The organism is Fictibacillus phosphorivorans (assembly GCF_001629705.1).
Taxonomy (GTDB): Bacteria; Bacillota; Bacilli; order Bacillales; family Fictibacillaceae; genus Fictibacillus; species Fictibacillus phosphorivorans_A.
In genome coordinates, this window is sequence record NZ_CP015378.1 from 1,148,827 (window position 1) to 1,169,616 (window position 20,790).

Below are 20,790 nucleotides of genomic sequence, written 5' to 3' on the forward strand. Positions count from 1 at the left end.
AAACACTGCAAATCGCAGTGTTTTATTTATTGTTACGTTTTAATGTGTATTGGTCTGATACAACAAATTCCTCATCCATGAGTATATAGGGATGCGTTTTCAGTAAGCTGGTTTGAAGATGTTCTGGCATCCTATCACCCTCATATGCACATATTAGTGGGAATGCAAACTCATTTACCGCTCCGTCCACGATTCTCTCTAGGTCTTCGATAAGATGAAGAGGATCTTCCATTGTCCCCCATTCAACATGTGCCCATGAACGGAAAGACTTATTGTTATCCACATAAGGTTTAACGGTTTTGAAAAAGTAATCTACAATGGCAGGTGGATGATAGCTGCCGCTTGAATAGTAAAAGTCAAAATTATTTACATGATGAACAAGCTCCAATTGATCAGGTTTTAATCTAATGGCCAATTCTTGTTTAAGCATGCGATAGATGCGTTCGTTTTCAATAACTACAACATACTCTCCTAATGAAGTGCCCTCTTGAATAAATTTCACGATTTTTTCTGTGTATTCTTTCATTCCATTATAAGAATAAAGTACATGAACATTTCTTTTTTGTTCGATTAACTCTTTCATATTCACTTTCAAGTTATCACTACTCTCAGGTATCAATTTTTATTAGTTTACCTGTTTTACAGAATAAAAGCTAAGAGGAAGTATCAAAACGTTAACTTTACTTTATTACAGGTTACTGTGAAGGTTTTACTCTATAATTTTTGGGCTACTATAAGGAAGGAGAAGTTAAATATTATATTAAAGGATTGAATAGCTGCAAGAAATTTAAGACAGAAGGAATGAGTATATGAAAGCAGTTCAAGTGACAGGTTATGGAGATATAAACAAGTTAGAAGTTGTTGAAATAAACATACCGGAGCCAGGAGAAAATGAAGTTTTGATTCAGGTGAAAGCATGTGGTATCAATAATACGGAAATTTGGATGAGAGAAGGAGCATACGGTACAGGTTCTAAATCAGGTTGGCGACCAGAAGGGGTTCAATTTCCGAGAATCCCAGGCTCTGATATTACAGGTACAGTTGTGAAAACAGGGAAACAAGTTGCATCTTCTATGATAGGAAAGGACGTTGTTTTGTTTCCTTTTACATCAAGTGGAGAAGAAGGATACGAACATATCTCTGATGATATGTCATTTATAGGGTCTGAGTATGACGGAGGGTATGCTGAATATGTAGTATGGCCAGCACATCTTTGCTTTGATATGCCTTTACAGAGTTTCACAGAAAGTGCCGTTTTCTCCGTAAGTGGTTTAACTGCGTGGCACATGGTCGAACAGATTCAGGTTCAACCGAATGAAACCGTCCTAGTAACGGGTGCCAACGGTGGTGTAGGCTCACTGAATGTACAGATTGCTGCAAATGTTTTTGGAGCTAAAGTAATTGCAGTGGTAGGCGACCTTACGTTAGAGGAAAAACTAAAAGAACTCGGAGCAACACATGTAGTCTCATATAAATCGAAGGACCTTGCGCATGAAATCCAACAAATCAACGGGGGTCCGATTGACTCTGTTTTAGATGTGGTTGGAGACGCGTTGTTTTCTACTTCTCTCCAAGTATTAAAAAACGGAGGCAAGTTCTGTACTTCAGGATCTGCCGGCGGACAAAAAACAGAGCTTGATTTTAGAACTTTATATTTAAAACACATAACACTATACGGTTCTGTTTTAGGAACAAAGGCAGAATTTGCTCGAATGTTAGATGCAATTTCTCAAGGTAAAATTAAACCCGTTATAGATCGAACGTTTCCACTTCATGAAGCAAGAGAAGCTCAAACATATTTCAAGAAAGCAGGAAAGTTAGGGAAAATTGTATTAATTCCTTAGTAAATATTTAGTTTAAAATAAAAGAAATGGCTACCAAATTAGGACTCTCTAGTTTTGGTCGCCATTTTTTCATTTAACTTGAGATTTTAACTTGATCTTTCAAATCATGATCTTTATTTTGAATCAAGGTACAGATTAAGTAATACATTCCCGGCACTGCAATTATCACACCGATAAAAAGGTATGTCATACGAGTACTTATGCCTAAGTAACTGTTAGAAGCGAATAAGATTCCGAGTGGCATGGTGATCCGAAGAAAAAGTAACCTCACTGCGCTTAATTGTGATAATCGATCTCGAGGAGCATTTCGTTGAAAAAGAGCAGAGCTTTGGGCATTGAACATCGGAAATAAGAGTCCTCCTAAGAATTCGCATCCCCAAGCGATATAAACAGAAGGAGCGAAGTACAATGCGATAAAAGACAACCCACCTCCAACAAGGCCAACATACATGGTTTTGTTGTTCTTAGGTAACTTTGTAAGAAGCAGCATGCCAAGCGCATATCCAATCGGAAACATTCCCGCAAAAATCGCATATTCCCAAGCTTCCCCGGTCAAATCTTCTCTAATAAAAGGCACATTTATTACCATAGTGGCTCCTACTGCAAATTGTACAGATGATGATAACAGAGTTAGTCTTAGTAGCTGTGGAAATTGAAGGAAAGTACGATACCCAATTTTTGTTTCTTCCCACCAGAACTTTTTTGACCATGTCGCTACTCTTTTTTTGCTTACTTGAGGAATTTGAGAAAGGGATAAGGAGCTTAGTAAAAACATAAGGCTAGATAACCCGTAAATGGTATACAGAGGACTGACTAAAAGAAGTAACGATGTAACGCCTGGTGCGATAAAACTCATGAGACGCATGGTTCCATCGAGTAAGCTGTTGGCAGAAACCAATTCTTTGTCTTCACAAAGGTCGGGCAATAAGGCGAATGAAAGACTAGCATATATCGGCTGCAATAGACCCAATACACATTGCAGGATCACTAATCCGGCAATCGTACCCATTTGTGAACCACTTACGTATCCGAACAGAGGCAAAATATAAGCAAAAGAGCGAAATCGTTGAATATTGATTATCATTCTTTCTTTAATAACGTGATTTAGAAATGGAGCACTTATTGCTTGTAGAACCAAGGACGGAAGAAAATAAAGAAGCCAAAGTGCTCCCATCCACTCTTTGGAGCCTGTTATCTCAAACAGAAGAAGACCGTTTATGATTCCACCTGCAGCGCCTCCGAATTCGGAAATGATCTCTCCGATCCAGAGGGCTTTAAATGGCCTAGATAATGAGTTATTCTTCATTTGTGTTTTCTACCAAAATAGTGTTGAAGTTGGTTGGAGAACGAACGAATATAGTGTGTATTAGCGGAATATATACCCTTTTCAACCTTAACAAATTTAGCCGCTTTTAAAAGTGATAGCTGGTGGTGCAGGGTGGTTTTTGATACGTTAAACTGTGCGGTTAATTCTTGAAGAGAGAGTGGTCCTCTCATTAGTTGATACAGTAATTTTAATCGTAGATCGTCACCTAGTGCCTTATGCCCCCGTACAAGCTCGCTTGGTGGAGAACCTGGCTCTAATAACGCTTCATCACTCAATGGATAAAAGATGAGCTTTGTATCTGATGTTTTTTGCTCAAGTATCCATGGTCTATAAGAGACATGTGGAATTAGTTTTATGTTCCAAACAGAAGGTTCTGGAACATATTTTGCTCCACTTGTCACACGTTCAATTTCTTCTGATGGTTTTTGATTATCAAGAAGACCATGCTGTTTCTTTTCAAATGAGAGAGCATGCATCCATTTTTCCCAATCCGGATTTTTACTCTGCCAGTTATACCATTCCGAAAGAGTATCAGTTAGTAAGGAGTGCAGTTCTTCACGGCTTACATCCCCAAGTGTTTGTACATATCCCTCTAAATAGTCGTGTCCATTAAATAGAGACGCATATTGATAGAAAGCATCAGGCTGTTCATAACTTTTCGCTGTCTCGGTTCTGTGCGATTCACATAAACGATTTTTGTAAGGTAAGAGCGTTTCATAAAAAACATCAGTTGGTAACTCAGACACTTTTAATGAAAATTCTGTAATCGTAGAAGCTGAAATTTTGTTCTGCAGCATAAACAGGGCATACCATAAGTTTGTTTGTTTTATTGTTTCTAAATTCTTTTTTAGAGACGCTGGCATTAAAGACTTTTGCTGTGTCCACTGTTCATCCTGTTCAAATGTGTGACGCAATTTTTCGTATGTATAACCTGCAATTCCTAGAGCTAGTTCCCATACCAGTGAACTCTCAATTGATAGTGATACCGTCTCATGAGAATGAGGAGAATGGATATTTTTCATGTCTACCTCCAAAGTGTAATGAATTCTAGTTTTATTCTAATTCAATGAAACCTAAAATTCAATATATTTAGAATATATAATTCGAAATCAGTTGAACTGTTTTGAAAAATCAGTAATAACCTCTATTTTCCGTATCATTGTGCTAAAATTAGGAAAAAAGGGGTTAGGGTCATGTTTGTTTATAAAATTGACGAAGAGTTATCTCTTCGCATGTTTAATGAAAAAGATGCTACAGAATTCTTCCAACTAACGATTGAATCAAAAGAGTATCTAAAGGAATGGTTAGGTTGGTTAGACTATACGAATGAAGAAGAAGATTCCTTAGCTTTCATAAAAGCGACCTTAAAAGGGGTAAGTGAAACAGGTGGCTTTCCGAAGACAACAGCAATTATCTATAAAGGAAACATTGCTGGAATTATCGGGTTTAACGAAATAAATAGGTTACATAAGATCGGTGTTATGGGATATTGGCTCGGTCAACAGTTTCAAGGAAAAGGAATTATGATGAGAGCGTGTAAAGCTTATATTGCATATGGCTTTAATGAACTCGATCTTAATCGAATTGAAATACGAGTAGCTGAAAAAAATAAAAAAAGCCGTGCGATACCAGAAAAGCTAGGATTTCAGGAAGAGGGCAAGATTCGCCAAGCAGAATGGCTGTATGATCATTATGTTGATCATGTGATATATGGTCTATTGGCTGAAGAATGGAAACAAAATAACTAGGATTTAGGTAAGCTGACACGAAAAGGTTTTACAGACCTTTTTGCTGTCGGCTTTTTTTTGCTATAAGTGTGTTTGTTTAAACAAATGTTACTAGAAAGTGCCTATCGTACTTGAAAGTGCGTACTTTTAATCATGGTTAAAGAGCGTATGATTGTAATCATAAAGGATATTTTTTATAGGAGGACACGACCAACAATGAATCCATTTAAAAATCATCGTTCTTACAATCGAATGTATAAAGAGGGTGAATTAACACTTGGACTACACATCCCTCTTGAAAATTATAGATTTGCTACACCGACGATGGAACAGCAAGTTGAATTGTCGCAGTTAGCTGAAAAATTAGGTTTTACAAGTTTATGGTTTCGTGATGTTCTGTTAGAAGATCCGAATTTTGGAGATCCGGCGGTAGGACAGATTTACGATATGATGATCTATATGACTTATTTAGCCAGTCAGACGAAGGAAATCGCTCTAGGAACAGCAGCTGCAGTAATACCATTAAGGCATCCGTTGCGTGTTGCAAAAGAGATCGCAACGTTGGATCAATTGTTCCCAGAACGTGTATTACTCGGTGTATCTTCAGGTGACAGGCGTGCTGATTTTTCTGCATTAGGCGAAGCGCACGAAACACGGGGAGAAGCGTTTGTGGAGGCTTTTCAATATCTAAACGATGCCTTATACAAAGAGTATCCTATCATCCGTTCATCCCGAGGAAACGTGCAGGGAGCTAATCTTGTACCTAAGCCAACAAAACGAATTCCGACATTTATTACGGGCTATGCACAACAGGAAATGGAGTGGTTTGCAGAGCATGGAGATGGCTGGATGTACTATCCTCGCAGTCCTAAGTATCAAGAAGTAACAATAAAAAGGTGGAGAGAATTAGTAGAGCGTTACCATCCTGATACATTCAAACCATTCACTCAGCCGATGCACCTTGATCTAGCAGAAGATCCTAACGAAGCTCCACAACCGATTCGTTTAGGATTTAGAATCGGTCGCAACCATTTGATTCAGCTGTTGCAAGTGTACAAAGAGTCTGGAGTAAATCACTTGTTCTTTGCACTCTTTGATAGTGAAAGACCAGCCAAGGAAGTTATACAAGAACTAGGTGAAGAAGTGGTTCCACATTTTCCAGCTTTATAACTTTAAAAAGGTAACAAAAAAAAGCCAAGCTAGCTGCTAGAAGCAGTAGCTTGGCTTTTTGTCAGTATAGAACGTCTTGAATAAACTTTTCTAAAGTGCCAACATTTGAAATTCTTTTATTACATTCATGACTGTCCGTACAGATATAATGACCGATCGCTTTATAATAATCGGGTGAAGCGTTTGCTGGTTTGGATTTTGTTATCGCTGAAAATAATGCAACATCTGTAATTCCGTTACACAAAAAACAGATACCCTTGTTTGATGGTGTATATCTACCTGCCACACCAACTAGCTTACCGTCTAAGTGATACACGATAAACATTTTATTCGTACCAATATCAACCCAGCCTAGATAACTGATCTTTCGAAAATCAATAGCATTCAAATCAGGTACTTTCAGCTTCTTCACTTTCGGAAACAATTTCATGATTTGCTTATTAGTAGTGGTAGAAAATTCCTCAAGAAATGGTTCTAAGGATTGCAAGTATTTCTGAAACTCTTCTGATTTCCGTAAAGGTTCTAACCCCTCTATTAAATTCTTTTGTGATTCATCCAACTCAGTAAAGGATTCAAGAATTTTTGATTGAGCACTGTGTTGAACAGCTTCAATCACTTTTGAATCAGCACCATTATTACAGGCACGCTGTAAGTGTAAAACCTGATTTTTTATGAGGTTGTATTGATGATTTCTAATGAATGGTCTACTCATTTGTTCAGCTCCTTATTTTTGTGAAAAAGAAAACAAGGTGCAAAGCCATCATTAGAAACGAAGTCATACGCTCGGGCGACTGACGTTATCGATGTCTGCCCATACAAAGAATCGCCCCTAATACTAGGCTTTGCATGAGCCGCTTATGATTCCGGCAAAATGATTTGCCATTTTTACCGACCTCCATTCACCAATAGTATAAAAAGAGTACGGCTTTTGTGCAAACATAAAAAGGCTAATCCGATTAAATAATTCGGACAGCCTTTTCTTCAATTCATATTTCTTAAAAAGTACCATACCAAGTTCGTAAACGTTTGCGCTTGAGAAGAGATAGGTGATTCTTCAAAGCTCTTTTGAAAGGGCTTCAGTAATGGCTGAAGAACAATCTTGCGAATACGATCACGTTGGAGTTCACTCATGACGGCATCAAAAAGGTCTTGCTGTTCTTCGGTAAACGTATAATCCTGCTGCAGCTGATCAGCGAGTGAAAGAATGTCATCTATCTTAACTTGTTTTTTATTTGCATTTGTACGAAGTAAATCAATAGCTGAAAGAGGGATGAGAACAGATTCGTTCATCATCATCTTCGGTACGATCATCTCAATATAAGAAAGAAGCGTATCAACAACATGTTCTAACGAGTATGTCGTATTTGTAATTTTCAGCGTGAACAACATATGGTGCATCATTCCGAAGAATAGGATGGTAGCTTCAAACACATGCTCACGAACTTCATCCCCTAAAATCTCAATAAACCGATTGGATATCCATTCCATCTCGTATAATCGATGCTGCATGACGAGTTTTTTGAGATCAGCTTCATTGGAAGATAGAATCGCTTCAAAAAGTGGCTGAAGGTTTCTTTCCTGGTTTAGTCGCATTATGATTACAATTTGTTCGATGAAAACATCCCGATCCCCTGTATCCTTACCTATCTGAACGGCAATTCGTTGTTGACTGGCATCATACCGCAGAAATTCTAATATGTCTGCGATACAGTCACTTTTTGATGAGAAGTAGTTATAGAAGGTACCTTTAGAGATATTTGCTTTATCAATGATTTCCTGTATAGAAGTCTGCTGAATCCCTTTTTCTATAAACAGCTTTAATGCGGTGTCAGCAACTTTTCTTTTCCTGTTATTCATGCGTTCCTCCTAAGTCCAACCCTTACAACTAGTATAAATTTCTTGGGATGGAAACACAACGCTTTTAGACTAATGGTACAAAAGTGTTGATATTTTTATACTCAGGGTATAAACTTAATAAAGTTAAGTAATTATTTTATAAAGAGGAGAAATGACATGGGGAATACAGATTCCACTTTACAACATAAAAAACCACCCTATTTGATGCTTGCGATCTTGTTCGTTGGAGCGTTCGTAGCTTTTCTTAACAATTCATTGCTGAACGTAGCATTGCCTACCATCATGGTGGATTTAAATGTTAAAGACTATTCGACTGTTCAATGGCTAGTTACAGGTTTCATGCTTGTGAGCGGTGTTTTAATACCAGCTTCAGCTTTTCTAATCACTCGATTTTCAAATCGAATGTTATTTATTACAGCGATGGCGATCTTTACAATGGGTACAGCGCTATCGGCCTTTGCTCCTAACTTTGGTCTGTTATTAACTGGACGTATGGTGCAAGCTGTCGGTTCATCTGTAATGGGGCCAATATTGATGAACGTCATGCTCGTTAGTTTTCCACGCGAAAAACGAGGCATTGCGATGGGGATCTTTGGTTTGGTCATGATCACAGCTCCTGCGATCGGACCAACCTTGTCAGGGTATATCGTAGAATATTACGACTGGCGTCTCCTTTTTGAAATGATTCTGCCTCTAGCTATCCTCAGCTTATTATTTGCTGTATGGAAGCTTGAGAATGTGATGAAGCAGAACAAGAATGTTTCATTGGATTATCTTTCTCTCGTATTATCCAGCATCGGTTTTGGAGGCATTCTATACGGATGTAGTACGGCGAGTTCGGACGGATGGACGGATACAGTGGTTCTATCAACACTAATTATTGGTGGAATTGCGTTGGTTATCTTCATCATGCGACAATTGAAGTTAGATGAACCATTGTTGAACATTCGAGTGTATAAGTATCCCATGTTTGCCCTTGCATCCGTTATTGCGATCGTTAATGCGGTTGCCATGTTCTCTGGTATGATTCTAACACCAGCATACGTGCAAAGCGTCAGAGGCATATCGCCACTTGATTCTGGACTGATGATGCTGCCGGGAGCAATCATTATGGGTATCATGTCTCCGATTACAGGTAAGCTTTTTGATAAATTCGGACCGCGAGCTTTAGCGGTAACTGGACTTTCAATCACTGCGGTCTCGACTTATATGCTCGCTCACTTACAAGCTGATTCGGCTTATTCTTATATCATCATGATCTATTCCATGCGTATGTTTGGATTGTCGATGGTCATGATGCCGATTATGACGAATGGTCTCAATCAGCTTCCAACAAGCTTGAATCCGCACGGTACGGCCGTTAATAATACTGCACAGCAAGTATCCGGTTCTATCGGTACAGCAATCCTTGTTACGATTATGAACACTGTTACGAAAACAGAAGCAGAAAGCTTGATGAGCGGTGTAGATCCAGCGACGATTACGGAAGCATCAACTGCTGCTTTAACACAGCAAGCACTTCTGTCAGGTATTCAATACTCATTCTTTGTTGCATTCGGAATCAACATTGTTGCTTTAGTGCTAGCCTTTTTCGTTAAACGCGTCGATACAAGTGCTGAAGCAGTAAATAAGATTGAAAAAGAAAACAAACCATCAACTAAATCAGTTACTGCTTAAAATTTTTTACTAAAACCGACACTTTGGGGACGATTAAGACCCAATTTAGTGTCGGTTTTTTCTTTTTCTTTAAAAATCGGTTCAGAATGCCGTCGCTGAATACAACAATAGGATGGATAAGTTTATGTTCAGGTGGAAGTGTAGTGGTATCAGGTGGAAAGTGTCACTTTACCGGTGAAAGTAAAGTGTTTACCGGTGATTACAATCCATTCTCAGGTGAAAACATAAAGTTTATCGGCGAACGTGTAAGAAATATAAAAACACGTACCGTAAAACACTTAAGATCCACTAATCATGTGTAGGATCCCTAGTTAATTGGGTACAGTAATAAGCAGATTGATTTACATCGTCTAAAAATAGGAGTAAGGTCTTAACTAATCTTTTGTAAGTAAAAGGAGTGGAAAAGAAGATGAATAAAATGAACACCGATTTTTCAAATATATATATTAACGGCGAATGGCGAAAAGGAAGCAGCGATAGTTTGATGAAGAACACAAATCCTTTCACGGAAGAAGAGCTTGTTACGATTCAAGCTGCGACGAAAGAAGACTTGGACGAAGCTTATGAAGCGGCAAGAATTGCTCAAGCTGAATGGGCAAATGAACTCCCACAAAACAAGCGAGCTGTTTTAGAAAAAGTAGCTGACGTTATGCAAGAAAATGAAGAGCTTATTCTTGATTGGATTATAAAAGAATCAGGAAGCACGTATATGAAAGCTATCTCAGAATTTCGAGCTTCTATCAATATCTTAAAAGAATCTACAACATACCCTTATCGTATGGAAGGAAAAATTCTTCCTTCACAAACAGCAGGCAAGGAAAACAGAGTGTACCGTAATCCGTTAGGTGTGATCGGAATTATTAGTCCTTGGAATTTCCCTTTCCATCTTGCTATTCGATCCATCGCTCCTGCCATCGCGACTGGAAATGCTGTAGTTATTAAACCAGCTACTGACACCCCTGTTACAGGTGGATTAATCTTTGCGAGTATCTTTGAAGCGGCTGGACTTCCAAAAGGGCTGATCAACGTTATCGTAGGACGGGGTTCAGAAATTGGAGATGAGATCGTCACACATCCAACTCCTCGTCTGATCTCGTTTACAGGTTCAACAGAAGTAGGCAGACATATCGGAGAACTTGCTGGTAAGAACTTAAAGAAATCTGCTCTTGAATTAGGCGGAAATAACGTATTTATTGCGTTAAAAGAAGCAGATATTGATCAAGCAGTAGATTCAGCATTATTTGGAAAGTTTTATCACCAAGGGCAAATTTGTATGGCGATCAATCGAATCTTCGTTCATCAAGACATTTATGAAGAATTTGCAGAAACCTTTGTTCAAAGAGCAAAAAACCTAAAATTTGGCGACCCGTCCAAAAAAGATACGAACGTTGGTCCTTTAATTAACAGAGATCAAGTAGATCGAATTTTAAAGGATATTGAAGCAAGTGTTTCACAAGGTGCGAAGATTCGCGTTGGTGGAAATGCAGAAGGCAATGTATTAGAACCAACCGTAATCACAGATGTGAACAATGAAATGCCACTAGCGAAGAATGAAATCTTTGGACCAGTAGCTATTCTGATCCCGTTTGAAAAAGATGAAGACGTGGTTCAAATGGCAAATGCTTATCCATACGGACTAAGTGGAGCTGTTCATTCTAAGAACATTGAACATGCAACAGATATGGCTCACGAAATTCATACTGGTATGATTCACATTAACGACCAATCTGTTAACGACGAACCTCACATGCCATTTGGAGGAGAAAAAGATTCAGGACTCGGCCGATTTAATGGCGAGTGGGTGTTAGAAGAATTCACTACTCTAAAATGGTTATCAGTACAACGTACGCCAAGAAACTATGGACCTTTCATTAGCCAATTAAAGTAATTAGTATAAAAAGCATCCGGATGACCTCATTCGGATGCTTTCTTTTGTTAATGAATCAATCTTATGATGTTTTTAGAAATGAGTAAAAACTCAACTTATTTTTACCAGTGTTCTTTGAAACGTATAATGCCTCATCTGCATATTCAAGTATCGTTTGTGGTGAAACGTCCTGAGCTACCCATTCAGCTGATCCCATGCTACACCCAATTTTTATAGAATGTTCCTGAATATGAAAAGGTCGGTTAAGTGTATCTATAAGGATTTGTGAGATCTCGGTTATTTCATTCAGATAATTCTCCTGAATGGGAAGTACAACTACAAATTCATCTCCACCTAAACGTGCTGCAAAATGTTCCTTCTTTATTAATGAATCAATGATCCGCTTACCTACCTCTATTAATAGTAGATCTCCCGCATGATGTCCGTGTGAATCATTGATTGATTTAAAACCGTCCAGGTCCAAATAAAGCACCCCATAGCTACCATTAGAACAATCAAAGCGAACTGAATTCATGTACTCTAAAAGAGCTAGCCGATTCGGCATACTTGTCAGATAGTCGGTATGTGCCATGTTCTCCATCTTGTCTAACTGTTTTTCTGTTTTTTTTAATGATGAGATTAAGCTTCTAAAAGAAGAACTTAGAACTTCTATATCTTTGATTCCTCGCAACAAAGGAATCTCTACAATCTCACCATCTCTCAGCTTGTCAGCAGAGATAGCCAAGTCAAAAAGAGGACGAGAAACTCTCTTTGTGATAAACCATCCAATAATAGCCATAAGTAGAGAAATAACAATCCCACAGACTAAAATAAACGTTTGCAGATATTGAACAGATGCATAAGCCGCTTGTTCTGATTGACGAATGACAACCGTCCAGCCTAGTCCGGGATAATTCTGATATCCGTCGCCAAATGCATAGCCTGTTACATACTCTTTTCCATCTGGCCAACGCACAAAATTCCACTCGTTTTTCTTTCCTTTATTATCGAGATCACTTATCTTAATTTTTTTTCCTAAATCATTTTTATGACCTAGAAGTACTGTATCTTCTTTACTGATTATGTATACTTCCACATCTTTTTTTTGCTCTTTTATGGGCTTTAGAATCGCAGCTTCCACTTCTTTTGACCACTCCCAGCTGAGATGGGCGGCTAACACACCTTGGAAAACGCCGTTTTTATCTGTTAATGGGGTACTGATATCAATTAATTGTAAAGGTGAACCATCTTTGGTTGGAATCAGTTTGGATAACAAAAGGGCATCATGTACATCACCGATAAAAGGCTGTTCAGTTGCTTTTTGAAAAACGGGACGAGCAGATATATCTTGGTTGATAAGAAGTTTCTTCGTAGAAGCTTGAATGACTCCCTTTTGATTCGTTATTCCAACCCAAGAGAAGGAGGGGATTTTATTTTGAAGCTGATCGATCAGAAATTGTGCTTCATTTATTCTTCTCGGGTCTTTCAGAACTTCCTGTTCACTTAAAACTTGAAGTTCCTGGTATCTGGACCACATGAAAGAATCAAGGTTGTGAGATAGTTGAAAAGCTGAAGAAGCTAGGGAATTACCTATTTCTTTTTCTAATAATTCGCTGGATTTATCACTGATAAAGATACTAAGAAATAATGAAGTGGTTAGTATGATCAATGAGATGCTCACGGACAGATACGTTTGAATTTTGATAGACATTGAAATGACTCCTATAATAATAAAATTTATTTCAAAAAGGACCAATTGTTATATCGGAAACAATTATAGAAATGATTAGGAATCAATGAAATAAACGATGGGACAAAGTTCTCAAACGAGAATTTTGAAAGCTGATTATGCTACACTACGAGGATAAGTCATATACATTAAAGGTGATGAAGAAATGCTAATTAATGATAAGATACGCCAAGATCTGTTTACAGAAGTTGAAGGATTAAATGACGAGAATCTAAATCGAAAACCTTCAGAGAATGAGTGGTCTATTAAACAAATTCTAGAACATTTATATTTAATGGAAGGCGGTATTGCTAAAAATATAAAACATCAACTTCAAAATGGCAAAGTGGTAAACGCAGACAAGAAGCCGATTGAAGCAACAATTAACAGAGAAATTAAAGTAGATGCTCCAGAATTTGCAGTGCCAACTTCAGAATTTGCATCTGTTGAAGAGCTAAAGATGAAATTGGCTGCAACTCATCAACACTTACTAGATATCGAGAACACTGCTGATGAAAAGGACTTAGAAGCAAAAGGGTTTCCACATCCAATTTTCGGTGATATTAGTTTGAAACAATGGATTCCATTTGTGGCTTATCATGAACAACGACATATTCTTCAAATTAAAGAAGTGAAAGAAAAGTTAAGCCTCTAAAATCAAATAAAAACATTTGTACATTCTTCAACAAGGAGAATGTATTTTTTTTGAACGAAAATGGGATAAAAAGAATGAAAGCTTTGGAGTAGGTGCAATACTGATTGAAAGAATGATTAAAGGAGGACTGAAGATGTTGTTGAAAGACAAAATCGCAGTCGTTTATGGAGCGGGTGGTGCGATAGGTGGTGCTGTTGCCCGCGCTTTTGCTGAAGAAGGAGCTTCTGTATTTTTGGCAGGAAGATCACTCCATTCTCTTCAAATTGTAGCAAATGATATAACAGGTGCTGGAGGAGTAGCGAGAGTGACTAGAGTTGATGCTCTTAATCAAAGTGAAATAGATGGACATCTGGACCGTATCGTACAACATGCGGGGAAAGTCGATATCTCTTTCAACGCTATTGGGATTAGAAGAGATCTTCAAGGAACGCCGCTCACCAAAATGACACAAGAAGATTTTATGACTCCCATTTTGACAGGTGTTAAAACTCATTTTCTCACAAGTACGGCCGCTGCAAAGCATATGATCAAACAGAATTCGGGAGTGATTATAACTCTTTCTGCATCATCATCAGCTTTATCAGGTAGAGACCGCACTTATCATTTAACAGGAGGTTTTGCAACTGCATGTGCAGCCATTGAAGAATATACCCGTAGCTTAGCGGGTGAACTCGGTTCAAAAAGCATTCGTGTCGTATCTCTAAGATCAGAAGCTATACAAGAAACTTGGAAACCAGACATTCCTGAGGTTAAAGCGTATTTGGAGGAAGGAACAGCGCTAGGACGCCTTCCAACATTGAAAGAAGTTGCTGATACAGCGGTGTTTATTGCATCTGATCGAGCGAGTGCCATAACAGGTGCAATTATCAATGTAACGTGTGGTTCAATCATGGACTGAATCATTTATTGGATTTTTATGTTAAAATTAACTCAATAAGAAAGCTAAAGGAGGATATTTAAGAATGTCCCATACAAATTGTGTAACATGGTCACATGAGTAAACAAAGGTGTTTATTCATGAAACAATGCTTTATTTTATCGATTCTCTATGAATGATATCTTTGTTTACTTCCTTCTAATTTGATGAAAAATAGAATGGAGAGATAACATGATACATTTAACCCCATTAACTGAGCAAGAATTTCAGGAGTATTTGGCATTCATGATTTCAGATTATGCAAATGAGATCACAAATAACTTCAACTTAACTTTACAATCAGCAATAGAAGAGTCAGAAATGATGATGAATGATCTGTGGAAAGAGGGGTTGTTGACAGAAGGTCAGTATTTAAATAACATCTTAGATTCCAAAACCCATGAAAAAGTAGGCATAGTCTGGTATGGATTGATACCGGAGATAAATCAAGCATATGTATATCATATTTTCATAGACGATCTTCATAGAAGAAAAGGATACGGGAAGAACACGTTAGAAATGCTTCAAAGTATGTTGAAGCAATCAGGAATAAAGTCCATGGGGCTAAGTGTTTTTGGAAAGAATGAAGTTGCTTATCAATTGTATAAGAAGCTAGGCTACAAAAACACGAGAATTTCAATGGAAATGGTTCTATAAAATAATTATAAAATAAATCTACGGAAAAGCTTAGGGTTAACTCTAAGCTTTTTTGTATTTTTTGAGAGAGCGTTCCAATTCGCAGGAATTATATTCCATATGAAGAATATAGAGAATATGAGGTGAAATCATGAAAAAAATGCTTGTATTACTACTTTTAATCATGTTGGTAGCTTGCAGTGATCAAGGAGCTGTAGGGAAGCTAAAAACGAATTATCCGAATGTAAAGAAAGAGATGGAGCAATTGCCAACTGATGTTCAAAAAAAGATGGCAGCTCCAGAAACTCTTCCTTTCCAGCCCAAGGACGTACAATTAACCTATGCGTCAGAACCGGTGGGGAATCCAAAGGGAGATATCTTACACACCGAGTTCGTTTATGGTAATGAAAAAGGACTCGTTCTTCGTGTGACCACATTTCAAAACAAAAACACAAACTTTAATGATGAAGGTGAGAGGAAGACAACTAAATTAAAAGATGGAACTGAAGTGATCATAGAAAGAGAAACGTCTGATGTTAAAGCCATTCGTTGGAGTAAAGACGATGTTTATTACGGAATGATGTTAATGGGTTCTAAGTTTGAAATGGAGGATCTATTGGAATCAGCAAATTCGATGGACTATTAGGAGCTGATAAGTTTAAGCTCAGTAAATTTATTTAAATTGGAGGACTAAATGATTTTACATACAGAGGCAGTCGGAACTGGTGAACCAGTCATTTTTCTGCATACAGGTTTGCAAACGGGTAATACAGATTTTGAATATCAAAGTGAATATTTTAAACATGACTTCAAAGTGTTCAAACCTGATTTAAGGGGCCATGGAAAATCAGATACAAATGATTATTCTAATTTCTTTCAAGACTCTGCTCGTGACCTGCTAGAAACCATGGACCATTTTAAAATAGAAAAGGCTCACATAGTGGGTTGTTCTCTAGGTGCTTTAGTGGGTTTGATTTTCACAAAAAATTATCCTCATAAAGTTCAGTCTTTAACCCTTTCTGGTATCCTACCGGAAAAGCCTTCAAACTGGTTAGAAGCACATCAAAAAGACGTAGAATATCAATCGAAAATTTTAGAAAGTAAAGAAGTAACGGACTATTTTAATTCTCTTCATGGTGAGGGTTGGAAGCAGTTTATTAATATGGGTAGAGAGGTAGATTGGTATCCTTTTAACGAAACTAGCGAGTTAACAATGAATCTGCCCATTCTATTTTTAGTTGGAGAAGGAAATGTTAATGAAACAAAAGGAGCAATTATATATCCAAAGCTAAATAAACAAGTTCATGTCTCCATCATACCTTTTGCCGCTCATTTAGTTCATTCAGAACAACCGGAAGTATACTCAAAGATTTTAGAAATCTTCTTAAAAAAACATACAATCAGATAGAAATGGCTATTTACCGAAACTTTCCATCCCCTAATACGTAATTAAAGGTAATACATAAAAATAGGGGTGGAGAACATGGTTGAGATTAGTGTGAAAAAGATAGATAACAACTTTATTATTCGATGGCAACTATCAAAAGTCGAGATTCCAGCATCTGAGATTCTAAACGTACACTTAGATGATACTTATGGTGGAGACAAAAAGGCAGCTATTCGAATTGGTTTACCATATGGAACGACAGATCGGGTGGTCATTGAAACAAAAAAACAAACGTATATTTTGTTCACATCAAATCCTTCAGCTATTATGAAGAAACTCAGTGCTTAACTAGGATATGAATATTAAACAAAGCTCGGATATCTATGATCCGAGCTTTGTTTATTTCTTACATCTTAAATTTTTCAGTCATTTTCTTTAAGTTTTCTGTCATCTCATTTAACATAGTGATCGATTCTGACATTTTTGTAATCTGCTCATTTTGTCTAGCAGTTATGGAGGCTACATTTTGAGTGCCTGCAGCAGCTAATTCAGCAATTTTTGCGGTTTCTACTGCTGATGCAGAGACTTCCTCAGATGAAGCAGACATTTCTTCAGTCGTAGTAGAGACCTCTTGGATCTGTGAAGATACTCCTTCTATGGAGGATAAGATGACCGCGAATACTTCTTCAGTTTGTATCATTTCTTGCATGCCTTTATTTACTTCCTTTAAGACAACTGCCATCTCATCTGCCGTTTGATTGGTATCCTTATCAATTTGCTGGATCAACTTGCTTATCGTTTCTGTGGATTTAGTCGATTGGTCTGCTAACTTTCGAACTTCTTCAGCCACAACAGCAAAACCCTTACCCGCGTCTCCTGCATGTGCAGCCTCAATTGCGGCATTTAATGCAAGAAGGTTCGTTTGGGATGCGATTCCTGATATGATTTCAATAATCTTAGAAATTTCTACAGAATGTGATTTTAAAGTCATAATTGACGACGAAGACTGATTGACAGAAGTGGATATATTCTTCATCTGACTAATGGCATTTTGCATGGATTCATTTCCTTGCGTAGCTTTTTCTAAAGTTATTTGTGATAGGCTTGAAGAATTGGAAGCTGATGCAGCAATGTGCTGGACACCTGAGGTCATTTCTTCTAAAACATTCACACTTTCTTGGAGTGTTACGTGCTGAGTCAGAGAATCATTTGAAACTTGATCCATCATGGTAGCAATTTCTTCACTCGCTGCTTTTGTTTCATTTGCACTAACGTTTAAAAAATGGGTTGTTTCATTTAATTTGATTCCCATTTGGTTGATAGAGTAAATGATGTCTCTTAAATTTTTAAGCATATGGTTAAAGGATGAAGCGAGTCTTCCGATTTCGTCTTCTCGATCCATATCAACAATGACACTTAAATCTCCCTTTCCAACTTGCTCAGATTTTTTAGAAAGCAGTTGAATCGGTCTAGTGATGGAAACTGTCACATAATAGATAATTATCAATCCAACTAGTAAAATTCCAGCCACAATGGCAATCATCTCTATTTGATTTTCAGATATGGCTGTATAGACACTTGTTACGTCTTGATCGGATCCTATAATTCCTATCACTTCACCAGAATCAGATTTTATTGGAATGTAAATGGAGACCATCCCGCCATATTCTTCTGTAAAGCTGATATCGGTAGTTGTTATTCCTTCATCCAGCGCTCTTTTCATTTCTGGATAAGCGTCTACACCTTTCTCTACTTCTCCTAGATCTGATGCGTCTTTAGATCCTTTTGGCATACCGTCCACTACATAAGAATAGATGTATTTTTCACCTGTTTTTTCTCTTTTCATCGTGTACAGATATGCGAGTCCGTTCAACTCTCGCTGTTCGTTAAGTTTGTTGCGCAAGGTCCAGTAATAGTCTGTTTTTCCTGATTTTAAGATGGTTTCATACTTTTCGGGTTCAATTAAGTCTGCAGACCTTTTTACCGTTTCGAGGACTTGTTTGCTAACCGTCTCTTCAATTAAACTTTTAGTGGAATTGATCGACAGATACCCGATGAAAATACCCATTAGAACAATTAAACCTGAGAAAATAATCAACATTTTTAACTTTATACTTTTTCTCAACATGGTCGCCCCTTATTTCTACAAATTATTCTTTTTTGCAACAACGTGTATATCGGAATAAAATAGGGAATTTTTACTAAGGGATAGAGTGAGTCTAAACTATTTTTTAGTTTAGCTTTGAAATCTTGAAAACAAGGGAAGCTTTTCATATGTTAAGGTGGAATTAGAAAATGAGGATTTAATCAAAAATTAAAGTAGGTGTACTTCTCATGACAAAAGAAACAGGTTGGAATTTAGAGAATAGTTATGCTGAACTACCAGATAAATTTTACTCAATAATAGATCCTAACCCAGTAGATGGCCCAAAACTAGTTGTGCTCAATGAATCGGTGGCAACTTCTCTGGGATTGAATGTCGATCTTCTTCGCCAACAAGATGGTGTAGAAGTTTTTGCAGGCAATAAGCTTCCAGAAGGTAGCTCTTCTTTAGCTCAAGCTTATGCAGGGCATCAGTTCGGATATTTTAATATGTTGGGTGATGGGCGAGCGTTAATGGTAGGGGAACAAATTACGTCTGGTGGGAAACGTTGTGACATCCAATTAAAAGGATCGGGAAGAACTCCTTATTCAAGAGGAGGAGACGGACGAGCAGCATTAGGTCCGATGCTTCGAGAATATATAATTAGTGAAGCAATGCATGCTTTAGGCGTTCCAACAACTCGAAGTCTTGCGGTTGTTACGACTGGTGAATCGATCATGCGTGAAACAGCTCTTCCAGGTGCTATCATGACACGGGTAGCGTCAAGCCATCTACGGGTAGGAACGTTTGAGTTCGCCTCAAAATGGGGAACAATCGATGAATTACAAGAATTAGCAGATTATAGTTTAAAGCGTCACTATCCTGAGGTGAAGTTTGACGGAAATCAATATTTGAATCTACTCAAAAAAGTGATCGAACAACAAGCTTATTTAATTTCGAAGTGGCAGCTCGTTGGTTTTATCCACGGCGTTATGAACACCGACAACATGACAATTAGCGGAGAAACGATTGATTATGGTCCGTGTGCATTCATGGACAAATACGATCCACTGACTGTTTTTAGTTCAATCGATAGAGAAGGGAGATATGCATTCGCGAATCAGCCTCGAATTGCTGGGTGGAACCTAGCACGATATGCTGAAACACTTTTACCGCTGTTACATGAAGAACAGGAAAAGGCCGTTGAATTGGCACAAGAAGTTCTATATGGTTTTTCTGACCTGTATCATGCCAACTATTTTAGAGGAATGCGGTCAAAGCTTGGTTTATATAATGAAGAGAAAGAAGATCAATCTCTTGTAGAAGAACTTCTTTCACTCATGGCTCATTATAAAGCTGACTATACGAATACATTTCGTTCCTTAACATTAGGTGAAAAAGAGTGTTCTGCACTTTTTGAAACCGAGGACTTTAAGAAGTGGTTTAATAAATGGGAAGAAAGAAAAGCAAGACAGTCAGAGTCGAAAGAAGAATCTATGCAGTTGATGCGAAATAACAATCCAGCGATCATTCCAAGAAATCATAGAGTGGAAGAGGCTATAGGAGCAGCTGAAAACGGTGATTATAGCGTGCTGGAAAGACTTCATCACGTCTTATCTATGCCGTACGATTACCTACCAGAACAAGAAGAATACACACAACTACCACCTGAAACAGAAGGACCGTATCGAACATTTTGTGGTACGTGAGCACATAAAAATAGATGAAGAACATATAGATAAAAAGCTGCTCAAAAAGAGTAGCTTTTTCTGATATCCATATTATCCCATGGAAATAGAGGAAGGTATGTTTCGTTGACTTTTTAGTTAATAAGGTGTACTATTTTTTATATTGTTTTCCACATTTGTATTGAAAAAGAACTGAAATTAAACTAGAATGATAGATTGGTTACTGA

Annotated in this window: 19 protein-coding genes; 12 read left to right on the plus strand and 7 right to left on the minus strand. The window is 37.7% G+C overall.

Going from position 1 to position 20,790, the window contains the following annotated elements; all coding sequences use genetic code 11:
- Positions 1–22 precede the first annotated feature (22 nt).
- Positions 23–589: an MEDS domain-containing protein gene (locus ABE65_RS05910; RefSeq protein ID WP_231887894.1), complete on the minus strand. Its 567-nt coding sequence runs from the start codon at positions 587–589 to the stop codon at positions 23–25.
- Positions 590–809: 220 nt separating this feature from the next.
- Between ABE65_RS05910 and ABE65_RS05915 the strand changes: the two genes are divergently transcribed.
- Positions 810–1,844: a zinc-binding dehydrogenase gene (locus tag ABE65_RS05915; protein WP_066392353.1), complete on the plus strand. Its 1,035-nt coding sequence runs from the start codon at positions 810–812 to the stop codon at positions 1,842–1,844.
- A gap of 73 nt (positions 1,845–1,917) precedes the next feature.
- On the opposite strand, the gene ABE65_RS05920 is transcribed toward ABE65_RS05915, so the two are convergent.
- Together ABE65_RS05920 and ABE65_RS05925 are read right to left on the minus strand one after the other, a co-directional pair.
- Entirely contained in the window at positions 1,918–3,150 is a 1,233-nt protein-coding gene (locus ABE65_RS05920; RefSeq protein WP_066392357.1) for an MFS transporter, read from the minus strand.
- A complete protein-coding gene (locus tag ABE65_RS05925; RefSeq protein ID WP_066392359.1) occupies positions 3,147–4,193 on the minus strand; it encodes an ArsR/SmtB family transcription factor in 1,047 nt (348 codons plus the stop codon). Before ABE65_RS05925 ends, ABE65_RS05920 begins: the two co-directional genes overlap by 4 nt.
- A gap of 171 nt (positions 4,194–4,364) precedes the next feature.
- Here ABE65_RS05925 and ABE65_RS05930 point away from each other — a divergent pair, with 171 nt between their 5' ends.
- Entirely contained in the window at positions 4,365–4,919 is a 555-nt protein-coding gene (locus tag ABE65_RS05930; protein ID WP_066392362.1) for a GNAT family N-acetyltransferase, read from the plus strand.
- Between the two features lie 195 nt (positions 4,920–5,114).
- The gene (locus ABE65_RS05935; RefSeq protein WP_066392365.1) at positions 5,115–6,068 is read left to right on the plus strand and encodes an LLM class oxidoreductase; all 954 of its coding nucleotides are present in this window, start codon (positions 5,115–5,117) and stop codon (positions 6,066–6,068) included.
- 61 nt (positions 6,069–6,129) lie between these two features.
- Here the strand turns inward: ABE65_RS05935 and ABE65_RS05940 are convergent, their stop codons facing one another.
- Both ABE65_RS05940 and ABE65_RS05945 read right to left on the minus strand, forming a co-directional pair.
- Positions 6,130–6,780, minus strand: coding sequence for a FusB/FusC family EF-G-binding protein (locus ABE65_RS05940; RefSeq protein WP_066392370.1), 651 nt, complete (start codon positions 6,778–6,780; stop codon positions 6,130–6,132).
- A gap of 269 nt (positions 6,781–7,049) precedes the next feature.
- On the minus strand, positions 7,050–7,925 hold the full coding sequence (locus ABE65_RS05945; protein WP_066392377.1) for a TetR/AcrR family transcriptional regulator: 876 nt from the start codon (positions 7,923–7,925) through the stop codon (positions 7,050–7,052).
- 156 nt (positions 7,926–8,081) lie between these two features.
- On the opposite strand from ABE65_RS05945, the gene ABE65_RS05950 reads away from it, so the two are divergent.
- Both ABE65_RS05950 and ABE65_RS05955 read left to right on the plus strand, forming a co-directional pair.
- Positions 8,082–9,602, plus strand: a complete 1,521-nt coding sequence (locus ABE65_RS05950; RefSeq protein WP_066392380.1) for a DHA2 family efflux MFS transporter permease subunit — start codon at positions 8,082–8,084, stop codon at positions 9,600–9,602.
- A 418-nt stretch (positions 9,603–10,020) separates the two neighbouring features.
- Positions 10,021–11,490: an aldehyde dehydrogenase family protein gene (locus ABE65_RS05955; protein ID WP_066399821.1), complete on the plus strand. Its 1,470-nt coding sequence runs from the start codon at positions 10,021–10,023 to the stop codon at positions 11,488–11,490.
- A gap of 61 nt (positions 11,491–11,551) precedes the next feature.
- Here the strand turns inward: ABE65_RS05955 and ABE65_RS05960 are convergent, their stop codons facing one another.
- Positions 11,552–13,180 carry a sensor domain-containing diguanylate cyclase gene (locus tag ABE65_RS05960; protein WP_066392382.1) on the minus strand — a complete coding sequence of 543 codons (1,629 nt, stop codon included), beginning with the start codon at positions 13,178–13,180 and terminating at the stop codon, positions 11,552–11,554.
- 184 nt (positions 13,181–13,364) lie between these two features.
- On the opposite strand from ABE65_RS05960, the gene ABE65_RS05965 reads away from it, so the two are divergent.
- The 6 genes from ABE65_RS05965 (at position 13,365) to ABE65_RS05990 (ending at position 17,140) form a co-directional block, all read left to right on the plus strand.
- Positions 13,365–13,853: a DinB family protein gene (locus tag ABE65_RS05965; protein ID WP_066392383.1), complete on the plus strand. Its 489-nt coding sequence runs from the start codon at positions 13,365–13,367 to the stop codon at positions 13,851–13,853.
- A gap of 133 nt (positions 13,854–13,986) precedes the next feature.
- Entirely contained in the window at positions 13,987–14,751 is a 765-nt protein-coding gene (locus tag ABE65_RS05970; protein WP_066392391.1) for an SDR family NAD(P)-dependent oxidoreductase, read from the plus strand.
- Positions 14,752–14,961: 210 nt separating this feature from the next.
- Positions 14,962–15,426: a GNAT family N-acetyltransferase gene (locus ABE65_RS05975; RefSeq protein WP_066392393.1), complete on the plus strand. Its 465-nt coding sequence runs from the start codon at positions 14,962–14,964 to the stop codon at positions 15,424–15,426.
- Between the two features lie 130 nt (positions 15,427–15,556).
- Positions 15,557–16,051, plus strand: a complete 495-nt coding sequence (locus ABE65_RS05980; RefSeq protein WP_066392395.1) for a hypothetical protein — start codon at positions 15,557–15,559, stop codon at positions 16,049–16,051.
- 48 nt (positions 16,052–16,099) lie between these two features.
- Complete coding sequence (locus tag ABE65_RS05985; RefSeq protein ID WP_066392397.1) at positions 16,100–16,813, plus strand: alpha/beta fold hydrolase; 714 nt, start codon at positions 16,100–16,102, stop codon at positions 16,811–16,813.
- A gap of 75 nt (positions 16,814–16,888) precedes the next feature.
- The gene (locus ABE65_RS05990) at positions 16,889–17,140 is read left to right on the plus strand and encodes a SunI/YnzG family protein (RefSeq protein ID WP_066392398.1); all 252 of its coding nucleotides are present in this window, start codon (positions 16,889–16,891) and stop codon (positions 17,138–17,140) included.
- A gap of 58 nt (positions 17,141–17,198) precedes the next feature.
- On the opposite strand, the gene ABE65_RS05995 is transcribed toward ABE65_RS05990, so the two are convergent.
- Positions 17,199–18,920: a methyl-accepting chemotaxis protein gene (locus ABE65_RS05995; protein WP_066392399.1), complete on the minus strand. Its 1,722-nt coding sequence runs from the start codon at positions 18,918–18,920 to the stop codon at positions 17,199–17,201.
- Positions 18,921–19,126: 206 nt separating this feature from the next.
- Between ABE65_RS05995 and ABE65_RS06000 the strand changes: the two genes are divergently transcribed.
- Positions 19,127–20,584, plus strand: a complete 1,458-nt coding sequence (locus tag ABE65_RS06000) for a protein adenylyltransferase SelO (protein WP_066392400.1) — start codon at positions 19,127–19,129, stop codon at positions 20,582–20,584.
- Positions 20,585–20,790: the final 206 nt, after the last annotated feature.